The following is a 16,366-nucleotide window of genomic DNA, read 5'->3' as shown; positions in this document are numbered from 1 at the left end:
ACCGGGTCCACCCCCGCCGACTCCAACGACTCCCACGACGCCTCCAACAGCAACCGCTGCTGCGGATCCATCGCCAACGCCTCACGCGGCGAGATCCCGAAGAAGCCGGGATCGAACTCCGCAGCCCCGTACAGGAAACCGCCATGCCGCGTGTAGGAACTGCCCGGCCGGTCCGGGTCCGGGTCGAACAGGGTCTCCAGGTCCCAGCCCCGGTCCGCCGGGAACTCCCCGATCCCGTCCCCGCCACCGGCCAGCAACGCCCACAGCTGCTCGGGCGTCTCCACCCCGCCCGGGTACCGGCACGCCATGCCCACGATCGCGATCGGCTCGTCGAGGCCGGTGGTGGTCCGCGCGCCCGACGCGGCGACGGCGCTGGCGGACCCAGCCAGTTCGTCATGTACGTGGGCGGCCAGCGCCTGCGGGGTCGGGTAGTCGAACACCAGCGTCGAGGGCAGCCGCAGGCCGCCGGCCGCGTTCACCCGGTTGCGCAGGTCCACCGCCGTCAACGAGTCGAACCCGAGTTCCCGGAACGCCCGGTCCGCCGGCACCGACTCCGCCCCACCATGCCCGAGCACCTGGGCGACGAGACCCCGGATCAGCACGTCGATCTGGGCGCGGGCCTCCTCGGGGGCCAGGCCGGCGATGCGGGTGGCCCAGGTGGCCCCCTGTCCCGCCTGGCGGCGGGTGGTGGTCGCCCCGACCAGGGTGCGCAGCATCGGCGGCACCATGCCGGTGCCGGCCGAGGCCCGCAGGGCGGCCACGTCGATCACGGCCGGCACGAGGGCCGCCCGGTCCCCCGCGACCGCCGCGTCGAACAGCGCCAGACCGGTCTCGGCGCTCATCGCGGCGAGGCCACCCCTGGTCGTGGACCGGGTCCGCTCGGCCTCGCCGAGGGACGCCGCCATCCCGGGGGTGTCCCACATGCCCCACGCCAGCGACACCGCCGGCAGGCCCGCCTGCCGCCGGTGCACCGCGAGGGCGTCCAGGAACGCATTCCCCGCCGCGTACGCCGCCTGACCCGGCGAGCCCAGCACCCCGGCCACCGACGAGAACAACACGAACAGGTCCAGGTCCAGCCCCGCCGTCGCCTCGTGCAGGAACCAACCCGCCGACACCTTCGGCGCCAGCACACCCGCCAACCGCTCCGCGCTGATCCCCGAAACCACACCGTCGTCCAGCACGCCGGCCGTGTGCACCACGCCCGCCAACCGGCCCGCCGAGGCGACCTCGGCGACCAGTGCGCTCACCTGCTCCCGGTCCGTCACGTCACACGCCACCACCCGGGCGGCGGCACCCAACCCGGCCAACCGCTCCACCAGCTCGGCCGCGCCCGCAGCGTCAGGGCCCCGCCGCGACAGCAGCACCAGCGACCGCACCCCGTGCGCCACCACCAGGTGCTCCGCGACGAGGGCGCCCAGCGAGCCGGTGCCGCCGGTCACCAGCACCGTGCCCTCACCCACCACGGGTGACGGGTCCGGCACGGACGCGCGTACCAGGCGCGGAGCGCGGACCTCGCCGGCCCGGACCGCGACCTGGCCGCCGGTGGCGAGCGGTTCGTCCGCCACCCGGGCGAGCAGGCCCAGCACCGCCGCATCGGCGTCGGCATCGAGATCCGCGAGGACGATCCGGCCCGGATGCTCCGACTGCGCCGACCGCAGCAGGCCCCACACCGCCGCACCCGCCAGGTCCGTCACCTCGTCACCGTCCCGAGCCGCTACCGCGCCCCGGGTCACCACGACCAGCCTCGACTCCGCGAGGGCGTCGGCGGCCAGCCAGGACCGCACGGTCGCCAGCACACCGGACGTCACCGCCCGCACCGCGTCGGGGACCGCCACGCCGGGGGCACCGACGGGCACCGGCAGCACCAACCCCGGCGGCACCGCCGCACCCGCCGCGACCGCGTCCACCACCGCAGCCACATCCGGGTACGAAACCAACCCGCCCCGGGCCGCCAGCTCACCGGCCAGCCCGGCACCACCCTCGCCGCCGGCCAGCCCGGCAGCGCCCTCGCCGCCGACACTGTGGAGCTGCCCCGGCTGCGCTACCAGCAGCGCCCACCCGGCCGCGTCGCCGGCGGAAAGCGCTTCCTCCGCCTGCCACGCCACCTCGAACAGCGACCGGCTCGCCGGGTTCGGGGCGGCCACCCCGCTCATCTCCCGCAGCACCAGCGAGTCCACCGACACCACGGCCGCCCCCGAGGAGTCCACCGCGACCAACCGCACCCCGGAGCCCTCACGGGTCAACCGCACCCGCAACACCGACGCCCCCGAGGCGTGCACCTGCACGCCGGAGAACGCGAACGGCACCCGGGGCGCGGTCGACTCCTCGAACAGCAGCGCGATCGGGTGCAGGGCGGCGTCCGACAGCGCCGGGTGCACCCCGAACGCCGCCGCGTCGCCGGCCCCCTGCTCCGGCAGGGCCACCTCGGCGAACACCTCGCCCCCGGCCGTCCAGAGCCGCCGCAGGCCCTGGAACACCGGCCCGTACGCCAGGCCCCGCTCCGCCACGGTCGGGTACCAGCCGGCGAGGTCCACCTCGGACGCGCCGGCCGGCGGCCACTCGGCCAGCACCGGCTCGTCGGCCGACACCGGCTCCAGCGCGCCCTCGGCATGCCGGACCCACTCGGGGTCGGCGTCCTCCTCCGGCTGGGAGTGCACGGTCACCGACCGCAGGCCGGAGGCGTCGGCCGCGCCGACGCGCACCTGCACCCGCACCCCACCCGAGCCGGGCAACACCAACGGCGCGGCCACGGTCAGCTCCCGCACCCGCGACGCGCCCACCTCGTCGCCGGCCCGCACCGCCAGCTCCACCAACGCCGTACCCGGCACCACCACCACACCACCGACCACATGATCGGCCAACCACCCGTGCGTCGACACCGACAACCGACCGGTCAGCACCACCATGTCCTCGCCGGCCACCGACACGGCCGCGCCGAGCAGCGGGTGCCCGGCCGCGCCGAGGCCGGCCCCGGAGACGTCCGTCCACCGGCCGGCGGGCTCCAGCCAGTACCGCTGGTGCTGGAAGGCGTACGTCGGCAGGTCGACCCGCTCGCCCCCGCCGGCGAGCAGGCGGGTCCAGTCGACGGCCAGGCCGTGGACGTGCAGCTGGGCGAGGGCCTCCAGGGCGGCCTGCGGCTCGGGCCGGTCGTGCCGGGACACCGCGACCAGCAGGGACGCGGGCTCGTCGCCGGGCCGGTCGGCGAGGCAGCCCTGCGCCATGGCGGTGAGCACGCCGCCCGGGCCCAGCTCCAGGTAGGTGCCGACCTCCTCGGCGTGCAGGCTGTTGACGGCGTCGGCGAAACGCACGGCGCCCCGGACGTGCCGCACCCAGTACCGGGGGTCGCGGAGCTGCTCCGGTTCGGCGATCCGGCCGGTCAGGTTGGACACCACCGGGATCGTCGGCGGGTGGTAGGTCAGCGTGTCCGCGACGGCCGCGAACTCCGCCAGCATCGGGTCCATCCGGACGCTGTGGAAGGCGTGGCTGACCCGCAGTCGGCGGGTCGGGGTGCCCCGGTCGGACCACACCCGCTGGAGTTCGTCGAGGGCGTCGACGTCCCCGGCGACCACGACGGCGGTGGGGCCGTTCACGGCGGCGACGTCGAGGCGGTCGGCCAGTCCGGCCAGGCTCGCGGCGACGGCGGCCTCGTCGGCGCCGATCGCGAGCATGCCGCCGCCGGCGGGCAGCGCCTGCATGAGCCGGCCCCGCGCCGCCACCAGGGCGCACGCGTCGGCCAGGGAGAACACCCCGGCGACGTGCGCGGCGGCGATCTCCCCGATGGAGTGCCCGGCGACGAGGTCCGGGGTGAGGCCGAACGACTCGACGAGGCGGAACAGGGCCACCTCGACGGCGAACAGGCCGGCCTGGGTGAACACGGTCTGGTCCAGCAGCTCCGCCTCGGGCGTGCCCGGCGAGGCGAACATGACCTCCCGCAGCGGGCGCGGCAGCAGCGGGTCCAGGTGCCCGCACGCCTCGTCCAGGGCGGCGGCGAACACCGGGAACGCGGCGGCCAGCTCGCGACCCATGCCGGGGCGCTGGGCGCCCTGGCCGGAGAAGAGGAACGCCACCCGGCCGCGCGGGGACGCCGACCCGGTGGTGACGGTGCCGTCCGGCTCCCCGTCTGCGAGGGCGCGCAGCCCGGCGATCAGGTCGTCGGGGCCCTCGGCCAGGACGACGGCCCGGTGTTCGAGGCCGGAGCGGCTGATCGAGGAGACGGCGACGTCCACCGGTCGGGGGGCGACACCTCGGCCGCGGGCTGCGGCGATGCCGGCTACGCCGTCGGCGGCGGATAGGTGGTCGGCCCACCGGGCGGCCTGCCCGGCGAGCGCCTCGGCGGTGCGGGCGGAGAGCAGCACCGGGGCCAGCGGCAGCGCCACCGGCCCGCCGGCCGGGGCGTCGTCGGCGGGCGGGGCGTCGTCGACCGGGGCCTGCTCCAGGATGACGTGGGCGTTCGTACCGCTGATGCCGAAGGACGACACGGCGGCCCGGCGCGGCCGGTCGGACGCCGGCCACGGGCGGGCCTCGGTCAGCAGCGAGACCTGGCCGGCGGTCCAGTCGATGTGCGGGGACGGCTCGTCGACGTGCAGGGTGCGGGGCATCGAGCCGTGCCGGATCGCCTCGATCATCTTGATCAGGCCGGCGGCGCCCGCCGCAGCCTGGGTGTGGCCGAGGTTCGACTTGATCGAGCCGAGCCAGAGCGGCCCGCCCTCGCCCCGGTCCTGCCCGTACGTGGCGAGCAGCGCCTGCGCCTCGATCGGGTCGCCGAGGGTGGTGCCGGTGCCGTGCGCCTCGACCACGTCCACGTCCGCCGGGGAGAGCCGGGCGTTGGCCAGGGCCTGCCGGATCACCCGCTCCTGGGAGGGGCCGTTGGGGGCGGTGAGGCCGCTGGACGCGCCGTCCTGGTTCACGGCGCTGCCGCGCACGACGGCGAGGATCCGGCGGCCGTCGCGGCGGGCGTCGGAGAGCCGCTGGAGCAGCAGCACGCCGACGCCCTCGGACCAGCCGGTCCCGTCGGCGGACGCGGCGAACGACTTGCACCGCCCGTCCGAGGCGAGGCCGCGCTGCCGGGAGAAGTCGGCGAAGGTGCCCGGGGTGGACATCACGGTCACGCCGCCGGCCAGCGCGAAGTCGCAGTCACGCTGGCGCAGCGCCTGCACGGCGAGGTGCACCGCCACCAGCGACGACGAGCACGCGGTGTCGACGGTGACGGCCGGCCCCTCCCACCCGAAGGTGTACGCCACCCGGCCGGAGACGACGCTGCCGGAGTTGCCGGTGCCGATGTACCCCTCGACGCCGTCGGGCAGGTCCAGCACCCGGGACGCGTAGTCGTGGTACATCACCCCGGCGAAGACGCCGGTGCGGCTGCCGCGCAGCCGCTGCGGGTCGAGGTCGGCGTGCTCGATCGCCTCCCAGGAGGTTTCCAGCAGCAGCCGCTGGTGCGGGTCCATGGCCAGCGCCTCGCGGGGGCTGATGCCGAAGAAGCCCGGGTCGAACTGCGCCGCGTCGTAGAGGAACCCGCCCTGGCTGGTGTACGAGGTGCCCGGGTTGTCCGGGTCGACGTGGAACAGCCGCTCCAGATCCCAGCCCCGGTCGGTGGGGAAGTCGCCGACGCCGTCGCCGCCGGAGTCGACCAGGTCCCACAGCTCCGCCGGGCTGGACACCCCGCCCGGGAACCGGCACGCCATCCCGATGACGGCCATCGGCTCGCGGTCCTTGGCCTCCACCTCACGCACCCGCCGACGGGCGTCGCGCAGGTCGGCGGTCGCGCGCCGGAGGTAGTCGAGGAACTCAGCCTCAGTGGGCATCGGGCCACTCCGTATCGGGAATCGGGGTGCGGAACATGCCGGATCAGGCCGAGCCGAGTTCTTCGTCCAGGAAGCTGAAGATCTCCTCGGCGGATGCCGAGGACAGGTTCCCGTCGTCGCCGGTGGCGTCCTGGGCGCCGGAGCCGGTGTAGGTCCACAGGGAGAGCAGTTCGCGCAGCCGGTCGCCGACGGCGACCCGGTCGGCGTCGCCGTCCGCCACGGTCCGCATGACGTGCTCCAGCTTGTTCAGCTCGCCGAGCACCGTCAGCGCGGACGTGCTCCGCTCGGCCAGCAGCGCACCCCGCAGGTGCTCGACGAGGGCCGCCGTGGTGGGCCGGTCGTAGATCAGCGTGGACGGCAGGCGCAGGCCGGTGGCCGCGTTGAGGCGGTTGCGGAACTCGACGGCGGTGAGCGAGTCGAAGCCGAGTTCGACGAAGCCGCGTTCGACGTCGATGGACCGGATCGAGGCGTACCCGAGGACGGCGGCGGCGTGCGTGCGGACCAGGTCGGACAGCACCTGGTCGCGGTCGGCCTCGGCGGTGGCGGCGAGGGTGTCGCGCAGCGCCGCCGCCGGGTCGCGCTCGGCGGCGCGGGCCGCGCCCGTGGTCGCCGGGCGGACCAGCGACCGCAGCACCGGCGGCACCGCGGCGGGCCCGTGCCGGCCGATCAGGGCGAGGTCGAGGTTGACCGGTACGACGACGGGGTCGGCGAACCGCAGCGCCTCGCTGAACAGGTCCATGCCCTCCTCGGCGGCGAGCGGGACGAAGCCGCCCCGGTTCATCCGGTCCTCGTCGACGTGCCCCGGCTGCCCGTCGCCGGTGTCGTTGGCCCACGGCCCCCAGGCCATGGAGGTGGCGGGCAGCCCCCGGTCGTGCCGGTGCTGGGCGAGCGCGTCGAGGAAGCAGTTGGCGGCGGCGTGGTTGGCCTGTCCGGGGCCACCGAACAGGCCGGCGGCGGAGGAGAACAGCACGAACGCGGCCAGGTCCAGCTTCTCGGTCAGCTCGTGCAGGTGCCAGGCGGCGTCGACCTTGGGCCGGAGCACGGCGTCGAACCGGTCCGGGGTGAGTGCGCCGAGGATGCCGTCGTCGAGCACTCCGGCCGCGTGCACCACGCCGCTGAGCGGCCGGTCTGCGGGGAGCTGGTCGATCAGCAGGGCCAGCGCGTCGCGGTCGGTGACGTCGCAGGCGGCCACCCGGGCGGTCGTGCCCAGCGCGGCGAGTTCGTCGACGAGCGTCGCCACGCCGGGGGCGTCCCCGCCGGTGCGGCTGACCAGCAGCAGGTGGCGTACCCCGTGCCGGTCGGCCAGCCGGCGGGCCACCAGCCGGCCCAGCGCGCCGGTCGCGCCGGTCACCAGGACGGTGCCGGCGGCCAGGTCGGGGTCGGGCCGGTCGGCGGGCGGCGGGCCGAGCCGGGTCAGCCGGGGGACGCGGAGCTGGCCGGCGCGCACCGCGAGCTGCGGCTCGCCGGTGGCGAGCGCCGCCGGCAGCAGGTCGGCGGCGGCCCGGTCGTCGTCGACGTCGACGTCGACCAGCACGATCCGGTCGGGGTTCTCCGACTGGGCGCTGCGCAGCAGCCCCCACGCGGTGGCGGCGGGCAGGTCGGCGATCCGGTCGCCCGCGTCGACCCGGACGGCGCCGCGGGTGACCACCACCAGCCGGGCGGTGGCGAGGGTGTCCTCGGCGAGCCACTGCTGGGCGAGCGCGAGGGTGCGGTGGCTGACCCGGTGGGCCAGCCGGGCCGGGTCCGGCTCGCCCGGGTCCGGCCCGCCGCAGGTGACGACCACCGCGTCGGGGACGGCCGCGCCGGCGCGTACCCCGGCGACCAGGGCGGCGAGGTCCGGGGACCGGTCGGCGGCGGGCCAGTCGTCGTCCAGGGCGACAATCCGGTACGGGCCGTCGGCGCGGGCCGCGTCGGGGGTGACCCAGTCGAGGCGGTGCAGGGACCGGGTGGCGGCGCGGCGGGCCGCGCTGAGCTGCTCGCCGGAGATGGGCCGCAGGACGAGGCCGGTGACGGAGGCGACCGGCGTCGCGCCGGTGTCGGTGACCGTCAACGCGACCGCCCCGGAACCGGTGGCGGTGAGCCGGATCCGCAGCTCCCGGGCTCGGGTCGGCCGGATCGTCACGCCGGTCCAGGCGAACGGCAGGCCGGGCCGGATGTCGGCGCCGCCCGTCGCGGGCGGCGGGGCGGCACCGTCGTCGGGGCCGGCTCCGGCGACGCTGGCGCCGATGGCGTGCAGCGCCGCGTCCAGCAGCGCGGGGTGCACCGAGAAGGCGGTGGTGTCGGTCGCCGCGTCGGCGTCCAGGGCCACCTCGGCGAGGATGTCGGTGCCGGAGCGCCACGCGGCGCGCAGGGACCGGAACACCGGCCCGTAGTGGTAGCCCTGCTCGGCGAGGCGGGTGTAGAGCCCGTCGAGGGCGATCGGCTCGGCGTCGGCGGGCGGCCACACGGCCGCCGGGGCGGCGGCCGGGTCCTCGGTGGCGGCGAGCAGGCCGGAGGCGTGCCGCTGCCACTGCCGGGACCCGTCGGTGGCGTCGTCGGGCCGGGTGTGCACGGAGACCGGCCGGTGCCCGGTGTCGTCGGCCGGGCCGACCCGGACCCGCAGGTCGACGCCGCCCTCGGCGGGAATCGCCAGGGGCGCTTCCAGGTTCAGCTCGGCCACCGAGGCGGTGTCGGCGTGCCGGCCCGTCCAGGACGCCAGCTCGACCAGCGCGGTGCCGGGCAGGAGCACGGTGCCCAGCACGGCGTGGTCGGCAAGCCACGGCTGGGCGGTCAGGGAGATCCGGCCGGTGAACAGCAGCCCCTCGTCGCCGGGCAGCTCGGCGACGGCGCTGAGCAGCGGGTGGTCGACGACGTCGAGGCCGACGGCGGGCAGAACGGCCCGGTGGGCGCCGGTGCGCTCCAGCCAGAACCGGTGCCGCTCGAACGCGTACGTGGGCAGGCCGACCGGGTCGGCCCCGGCGAGGATCCGACGGTGGTCGACCGGCAGCCCGACGGTGTGGGCGGCGGCGAGGGCGGCCAGCAGCCGGGTCGGCGCGTCGCCGTCCCCGCGCAGGGTGTCCAGCACCTGACCGGGGACGCCGGCCGAGGCGAGCGCCCCGGTCAGCTCGGCGGTCGACGCCGGGTCCGGCGACAACGCCACGAACGTGACGTGGCCGGCGGCGACGGCGGTCCGCAGTGCGGCGTCGAGGGAACCCGGCCGGCGGACCCCGTCGGCCCAGTGGCCGGCGTCCAGGGACGCCGGGTCGACCCAGTCCCCGGTCACGGCCGACAGCAGGCGGGCGGTGCCCGGCTGCGGGGCGAGGCCGGTCAGTTCGGCGCGGAGGCGGTCGGCGGCGGCATCGGTCGGGTCGGCGTCGTCGGCGGCCGGGTTGGCGTCGGCGTCGGTCGGGTCGGCGTCGGTCCGGTCCGCGACGGCCCGGGCCCGCAGGGCGACCACGCGGGCCGCGTCGGGCAGGGAGAGCACGCCGGCCACGCAGGCGGCGGTGACCTCGCCGTCGGCGTGACCGAGCACGGCGGCGGGGGTGACCCCGGCGTGCCGCCACACGGCGGCCAGGGCGACGCCGACGGCGAAGGCGACGGGCTGGGCCAGCTCCGGGCGGTCCACCCAGGACCGGTCCGCGCCGGTCAGCAGGGCGGCCGGGTCGACGTCCAGCCAGGGGGCGAGGGCGGGGCCACAGTCGGCGAGCGCGTCGTCGAGGGCGGGGCACCGGCCGACCAGACCGGCCACCGCGTCGAGGGTGACGCGGGCGTCCGGGAGGACGAACACGGGGCCCGGCCCGTGGCCGGTGACGACGCCGGTGAGCAGGTTGCCGGCCGGGGTGCCGGCGGCCAGCGCGTCCAGGCCGGCCAGCAGGTCCGGGGTGCCCGCGCCGAGCACCGCCGCCCGCCGGTCGAACGCCGACCGGGTGGTGGCCAACGACCAGGCCACCGCCGCCGGGTCGAGCCCGGGGTGCTCCCGCAGGTGCCGGGCCAGCCGGGCGGCCTGCGCGGCCAGGGCGGCCGTGGAGCGCGCCGACAGCGGCCACGCCACCGTGTCGGCGGCGAGCAGTCCGGGGTCGGTGGCGGGCGCGGGGGCCGCGTCGGCGTCGTCGGCGGCGGGCAGCTCGACGAGCACGTGGGCGTTGGTGCCGGAGATCCCGAACGAGGACACGGCGGCCCGGCGCGGCCGGTCCACGGCCGGCCAGGGGCGGGCCCGGGTGACCAGCTCCACCGCCCCGGACGACCAGTCGATGTGCGGCGACGGCTCGTCGGCGTGCAGGGACGCCGGGACGAGGCCCTCCCGCATCGCCAGCACCATCTTGATCACGCCGGCCACCCCGGCGGCGGCCTGGGAGTGCCCGATGTTCGACTTCACCGAGCCCAGCAGCAGCGGCTCGCCGCCGTCGCGGCCCTGGCCGTACGTGGCCAGCAGTGCCTGCGCCTCGATCGGGTCGCCGAGGACGGTGCCGGTGCCGTGCGCCTCGACGACGTCCACGTCGGCGGTGGTGAGCCGGGCGCTGGCCAGGGCCTGCCGGATCACCCGCTGCTGGGACGGCCCGTTCGGGGCGGTCAGCCCGTTGGACGCGCCGTCGGAGTTGACCGCCGAGCCCCGGACCACGGCGAGGATGCGCCGGCCCTCGCGGCGGGCGTCGGAGAGGCGCTGCACCAGCAGCATGCCGACGCCCTCGGACCAGCCGGTGCCGTCGGCGGACGCGGCGAACGACTTGCACCGGCCGTCGGCGGCCAGCCCGCCCTGCCGGGAGAACTCCTGGAACGCGGTGGGGGTGGCCATCACGGCCACGCCGCCGGCCAGCGCCAGGTCGCACTCGCCCCGGCGCAGCGCCGCCCCGGCCAGGTGCAGCGCCACCAGCGACGACGAGCAGGCGGTGTCGACGGTGACGGCCGGCCCCTCCAGCCCGAGGGTGTACGCGACCCGGCCGGAGATCACGCTGTGCGCGGCCCCCGTCATCAGGTACCCCTCGACGCCCTCGGGGACCTCGGTCAGCCCGGTGCCGTACCCGGAGGTGGAGGCGCCGACGAAGACGCCGGTGCGGGTGCCGCGCAGCGCGGCGGGGTCGACCCCGGCCCCTTCCAGCGCCTCCCAGGACGCCTCCAGGGTGAGCCGCTGCTGCGGGTCCATGGCCAGCGCCTCGCGGGGCGAGATCTCGAAGAACGCGGGGTCGAAGTCGGGCACGTCGTAGAGGAAGCCGCCGGCCGGGGCCTGGGTGCCGTCGAGGCCCTCGGGGATCTCCCAGCCCCGGTCGGTGGGGAACGCCGACACGGCGTCGACGCCGTCGGCGACGAGCCGCCAGAACTCCTCCGGCCCGCCGACGCCGCCCGGGTACCGGCAGGCCATGCCGACGATCGCCACGGGCTCGTCGGCGTGCACGACGAGGGTCTCCCCCGCGCCGGCCGCGTCGCCCCCGAAGACCAGCTCGCGCAGGTGCGCGGCCAGCTCGGCGGGGGTGGGGTAGTCGAAGACGAGGGTGGTGGGCAGGCGCAGGCCGGTGGCCGTGTTCATCCGGCCCCGGAAGTCGACGGCGGTCAGCGAGTCGAAGCCGAGATCCTTGAACGGGCGTCCGCGCAGCTCGTCCGGGGTGGCGTGGCCGAGGACGGCGGCGGTCTGCTCGTTGACCAGCCGCAGCAGGTCGCGTTCCTGGTCGGCGGCGGACAGGCCGGCCAGGTGGCGCAGCGGCTCGGCGACGGCGCCCGGCGCGGGCGCGGCGGACTCCTCGGCGTCGAGCAGGGCCCGCACCTGGGGCAGGTCGCCGAGCAGCGGGCTGGGCCGGGCCACGGTGAACGCCGGGTGGAACCGGGCCCAGTCGACGTCGGCGACGGTGACGCATCCGGTGGGCCGGCGGGTCGCCCGGTCCAGCGCGACGAGCGCCCGGTCCGGGTCGATCGGGGGCAGGCCCATCCGGTTGAGCTGTGCGGTGGCCACGTTCTCGGCGGCCATGCCGCCCTCGCCGCCCCAGGCGGTCCAGGACACGGCGGTGGCCGGCAGTCCCCGGCCGCGCCGGTTGACCGCGAGGGCGTCCAGCAGCGAGTTTCCGGCCCCGTACGCGCACTGGCCGGCGCTGCCCCACACCCCGGAGATGGAGGAGAAGAGCACGAACGCGGCGAGGGGGCGGTCGGCGAGGCAGTCGTCGAGGTGCAGCGCGCCGAGCACCTTGCCGGCGACAACGTGGGAGAACTCGTCGAGGGTGGTGTCGGTCAGCGGGGTGAGCTGGTCGGTGCCGGCGGCGTGCACGACGGCGGTCAGCCCGGGCAGCGAGTCCAGCAGCGCGGCCACCGACGACCGGTCGGTCACGTCGCAGGTGGCGGCGGTGACCCGCCCGTCGGCGCCGTACCGTTCGAGCAGGTCGGCCATGGCGGGGGCGGCGGCGCCCCGGCGGCTGGCCAGCACCACCTGCCGGGCGCCGCGGTCCAGCAGCCAGCGGGTGACGTGGCCGCCGAGCCCGCCGGTGCCGCCGGTGACCAGGACGGTGCCACCGCTCCAGTCGACGGCGGGCACGTCGTCCACGGCGGTGGGGGCCGGCACGAGCCGGCGGGCCCAGACGCCGCCCGAGCGGACGGCCACCTGGTCCTCGCCGCCGTCGGCGAGCACGGCGGCCAGCCGGCGGGCGACGGCGTCGTCCACGGTGGACGGCAGGTCGACCAGGCCGCCCCAGCGGTGCGGCTGCTCGACGGCGGCGGCGCGGCCGAGGCCCCAGACCTGGTTCTGCAGCGGGTGCTCGACCTGGTCGGCGGGGGCGGCGGCGACCGCGCCGCTGGTGACGCACCACAGGCGTGCCACCAGGTCGAGGTCGGTCAGGGCCTGGACCAGCGCGAGGGCGGTGGCGGCGGCGAGCGTGACGCCCGGGTGTTCCGGCAGCAGCCGGTCCTGGCCGGCGACGACGAGCAGCACGCCGTCCACGGGCCGCTCGCCGGCGGCCTCCCGCAGCCGGGTTGCCAGCGCCGCCCGGTCCAGGTCGGCCCCGCCGACGGTGAGCGGCTCGGCGTCGGGCAGCAGGCCGGCCAGCCCGTCGGCCCAGGCGGGGGCGTCGGCGGCGGGCAGCACGACCAGCCAGCGGCCGGTGGGTGCGTCCCGGTCGGCGACCGGCACCGGCTTCCAGGTCACCTGGTACGACCACTCGTCGGCCAGCGACCGCTCCCGGCGGGACCGACGCCAGGAGCTGAGCACCGGCAGGGCCGGCAGCAGGGTACGCACGGAGTCGTCGTCGGGGTCGACGCCCAGCTGGCCGCCCAGCGTCTCGGCGTCGGCGCCCTCCAGCGCCGCCCAGAACCCGTCGTCGTCGCCGGAGGCGGTGGCCGCGACGGCGGCGGGCGGCGGCTCGGGCCAGAACCGCTGGCGGTGGAACGCGTACCCGGGCAGCGGCACCCGCGCGACGTCGGCGCCCACGAACAGCGCGGCCCAGTCCACGTCTACCCCGCCGGCGTGCAGCTCGGCGAGGGCGGCGAACGCGGAGCCGGGTTCGCCGCGGTCTCGGCGCAGCAGGGCGGTCGCGGCCCGGCCCTCGTCCCGGCCGGTGGCGGCGAGGATGTCGCGGGTGAGCGCGGTGAGCACCCCGCTCGGGCCCACCTCCAGGAAGGTGCGCACGCCCATGGCACACAGCCGGTCCACGCCGTCGGCGAACCGGACGGCCTCCCGCACGTGCCGCACCCAGTACTCGGGGGTGCGCACGGCGTCGGGGTCGACGACCTCGCCGGTCAGGTTCGACACGATCGGCAGCGTCGGCGGGTGCAGCTCGACCCCGCGCAGCACGGCGGCGAACTCGTCGAGCATCGGTTCCATCAGCGGGCTGTGGAAGGCGTGGCTGACCCGCAGCGGCTTGGTCCGCACCCCCTGGTCGGCCCAGCGGCGTTCGAGTTCCTCCACGGCGTCGGCGGCGCCGGAGACCACCACCGAGGCGGGGCCGTTCACGGCGGCGACGGCGACCCGGTCGTCGAGGCCGGTCAGGACGGCCCGGACCGCCTCGGCGGGGAGCTGGACCGACAGCATCGCGCCGCCGGCCGGCAGGGCCTGCATCAGCCGACCCCGGGCGGCGACGACGGCGGCGGCGTCCGGCAGGGTCAGCACGCCGGCGACGTGGGCCGCCGACAGCTCGCCGATCGAGTGGCCGAGCAGGACGTCCGGGACGACCCCCCAGCTCTCCAGGAGCCGGAACAGCGCCACCTCGACGGCGAAGAGCCCGGCCTGGGTGAACAGGGTCTGGTTGAGCAGCGCGGCGGCCTCGCCGCCCTCGGGCGCGAAGATCACCGGGGCCAGCGGTCGGGGCAGGTGACGGTCCAGCTCGGCGCAGACCTCGGCCAGCGCGCGGGCGAACACCGGGAAGGCGTCGGCCAGGTCGCGGCCCATGCCGCAGCGCTGCGCGCCCTGCCCGGAGAAGAGGAACGCGAGCTGGCCGCCGCGCGGCCCGGCCCCGGTGACCAGCCCGGGCGTGTCGTGGCCGGCGGCGAGGGCGCGCAGCCCGGCGAGCAGTTCGACGCGGTCGGCGGCGAACAGCACGGCCCGGTGCTCCAGCCGGGCCCGGGTGGTGGCCGACGACCAGCCCACGTCGGGCAGCCGCAGTTCGGGGCGGGCGTCGAACAGGTCGGCCCAGCGGGTGGCCTGCGCGGCGAGGGCCGCCGCGTCGCGGGCGGAGAGCAGCACCGGCACGAGTCCGGCCCCGACGACCGGCGCGGGCCCGTCGCCGGCCGACCCGGCCGTGGTGGCCCCGGCGGTGGTGGCCCCGGCCGTGCCGGCCGCAGCGGTGGTGGCTGCGGCGGTGCTGGCCGCGTCGCGCCCGGCGTCGCCGTCCGCGCCGAGCTCCGCCGGCCCGGGGGTGACCTCGGCCGGTGCCTCCTCGATGATCACGTGGGCGTTGGTGCCGCTCATCCCGAACGACGACACGCCGGCCCGGCGCGGCTGCTCCCCGGCGGCCCACGGCTGGGCCCGGGTCACCAGCGACACCGCGCCGGCCGTCCAGTCCACGTTGGGGGTCGGCTCGTCGACGTGCAGCGTCGCCGGCACCGTCTCGTGCCGCAACGCCATCACCATCTTGATCACCCCGGCGACGCCGGCGGCGGCCTGGGTGTGGCCGATGTTCGACTTCACCGAGCCGAGCCACAGCGGACGGTCCGCCGGCCGACCCTGCCCGTACGTGGCCAGCAGCGCCTGCGCCTCGATCGGGTCGCCGAGGGTGGTGCCGGTGCCGTGCGCCTCCACCACGTCGACCTGCTCGGGCGAGAGGCGGGCGCTGGCCAGGGCCTGGAGGACGACGCGCTGCTGGGACGGGCCGTTGGGGGCGGTGAGACCGTTGGACGCGCCGTCCTGGTTGACGGCGCTGCCCCGGACCACGGCCAGCACGGGGTGCCCGTGCCGGCGGGCGTCGGAGAGCCGCTCGACGAGCAGCAGGCCGACGCCCTCGCCCCACCCGGTGCCGTCGGCGGCGGCGGCGAACGACTTGACCCGCCCGTCGGCGGCGAGGCCGCGCTGCCGGCTGAAGCCGATGAAGGCGGACGGGGTGGACATGATGGTGGCGCCGCCGGCCAGCGCCAGGGTGCACTCCCCCTGGCGCAGGGCCTGGCAGGCGAGGTGCAGGGCGACCAGCGACGAGGAGCAGGCGGTGTCGACGGTGAGGGCGGGGCCCTCGATGCCGAGGGCGTACGAGATCCGGCCGGACACCACGCTCGCCGCCGTGCCGGTGAGGACGTATCCCTCGGTGCCGGGCGGCGGCGGCTGGAGCAGTCCCACGTAGTCCTGGCCGGTGGTGCTGGCGAAGACGCCGACCTGGTGGCCGCGCAGCGCGGACGGGTCGATGCCGGCGTGCTCGAACGCCTCCCACGACGTCTCCAGCAGCAGCCGCTGCTGGGGGTCCATGGCGAGGGCTTCGCGCGGGGAGATGCCGAAGAAGCCGGCGTCGAAGTCGGTGGCCGAGTCGAGAAAACCGCCCTCGGAGGCGTACGACGTGCCGGGGTGGTCGGGGTCGGGGTGGAACAGCCGGGTCAGGTCCCAGCCCCGGTCGGCGGGGAACCCGGAGATGGCGTCCCCGCCCGAGGCGACGAGCTCCCACAGGTCCTCCGGGGAGCGCACCCCACCGGGGAAGCGGCAGGACATGCCGACGATCGCGATCGGCTCACGGTTGGCAGCCTCAAGCTCGCCGAGCTTCCTCCTGGTCTGGTGAAGGTCCGCCGTCACCCATTTCAGGTATTCCCGTAGCGTATCTTCGTTCGCCATTGCCGCCACCTATTCGGGCCGGAAGAACCAGGCGACCCAATACCGTCCACAGACGCCTCAAGCCGCGAAGACCAGAGCCCATAAAGCCGACCACGAATTGCCAGACAGACAGCGCTGCAGCGCACACCAGGTCCTACTTACCGGAGGAAGGTATTTGGCCCCGTACAGCGCTGCCAACCCCTAGCGGGCCCCTAGCACTGCCCCTAGGAGCAGGGCCGCAGGCTGGGACGAAGCGCCCCTCGGACGGGCACCGGCCGGTGCCCGTCGACGGGCGGCCCCCGGCGGGCGCGGCCCCCCCCCCCCCCGCGTCGGCCCGAAGGGGGCCACCCAAAAGAACACCCACCGGAGGCGGAACAAAAAGCCC

At 76.9% G+C, this 16,366-nt stretch carries 2 protein-coding genes; both read right to left on the bottom strand.

The window, feature by feature from the left end:
- Positions 1–5,804: type I polyketide synthase (locus ABT023_RS27815; protein ID WP_350889521.1), on the bottom strand; the 5,804-nt coding region annotated here is incomplete at its 3' end.
- 43 nt (positions 5,805–5,847) lie between these two features.
- Positions 5,848–16,002, bottom strand: coding sequence for a type I polyketide synthase (locus ABT023_RS27810; RefSeq protein WP_350889520.1), 10,155 nt, complete (start codon positions 16,000–16,002; stop codon positions 5,848–5,850).
- Positions 16,003–16,366 lie beyond the last annotated feature (364 nt).

It is taken from the genome of Micromonospora sp. NPDC002296, from assembly GCF_040296145.1.
In the GTDB taxonomy this organism is placed as follows: Bacteria; Actinomycetota; Actinomycetes; order Mycobacteriales; family Micromonosporaceae; genus Micromonospora.
The sequence above is the reverse complement of the archived record's forward strand: the minus strand, read 5'-3'. Positions and strand labels throughout refer to the sequence as shown.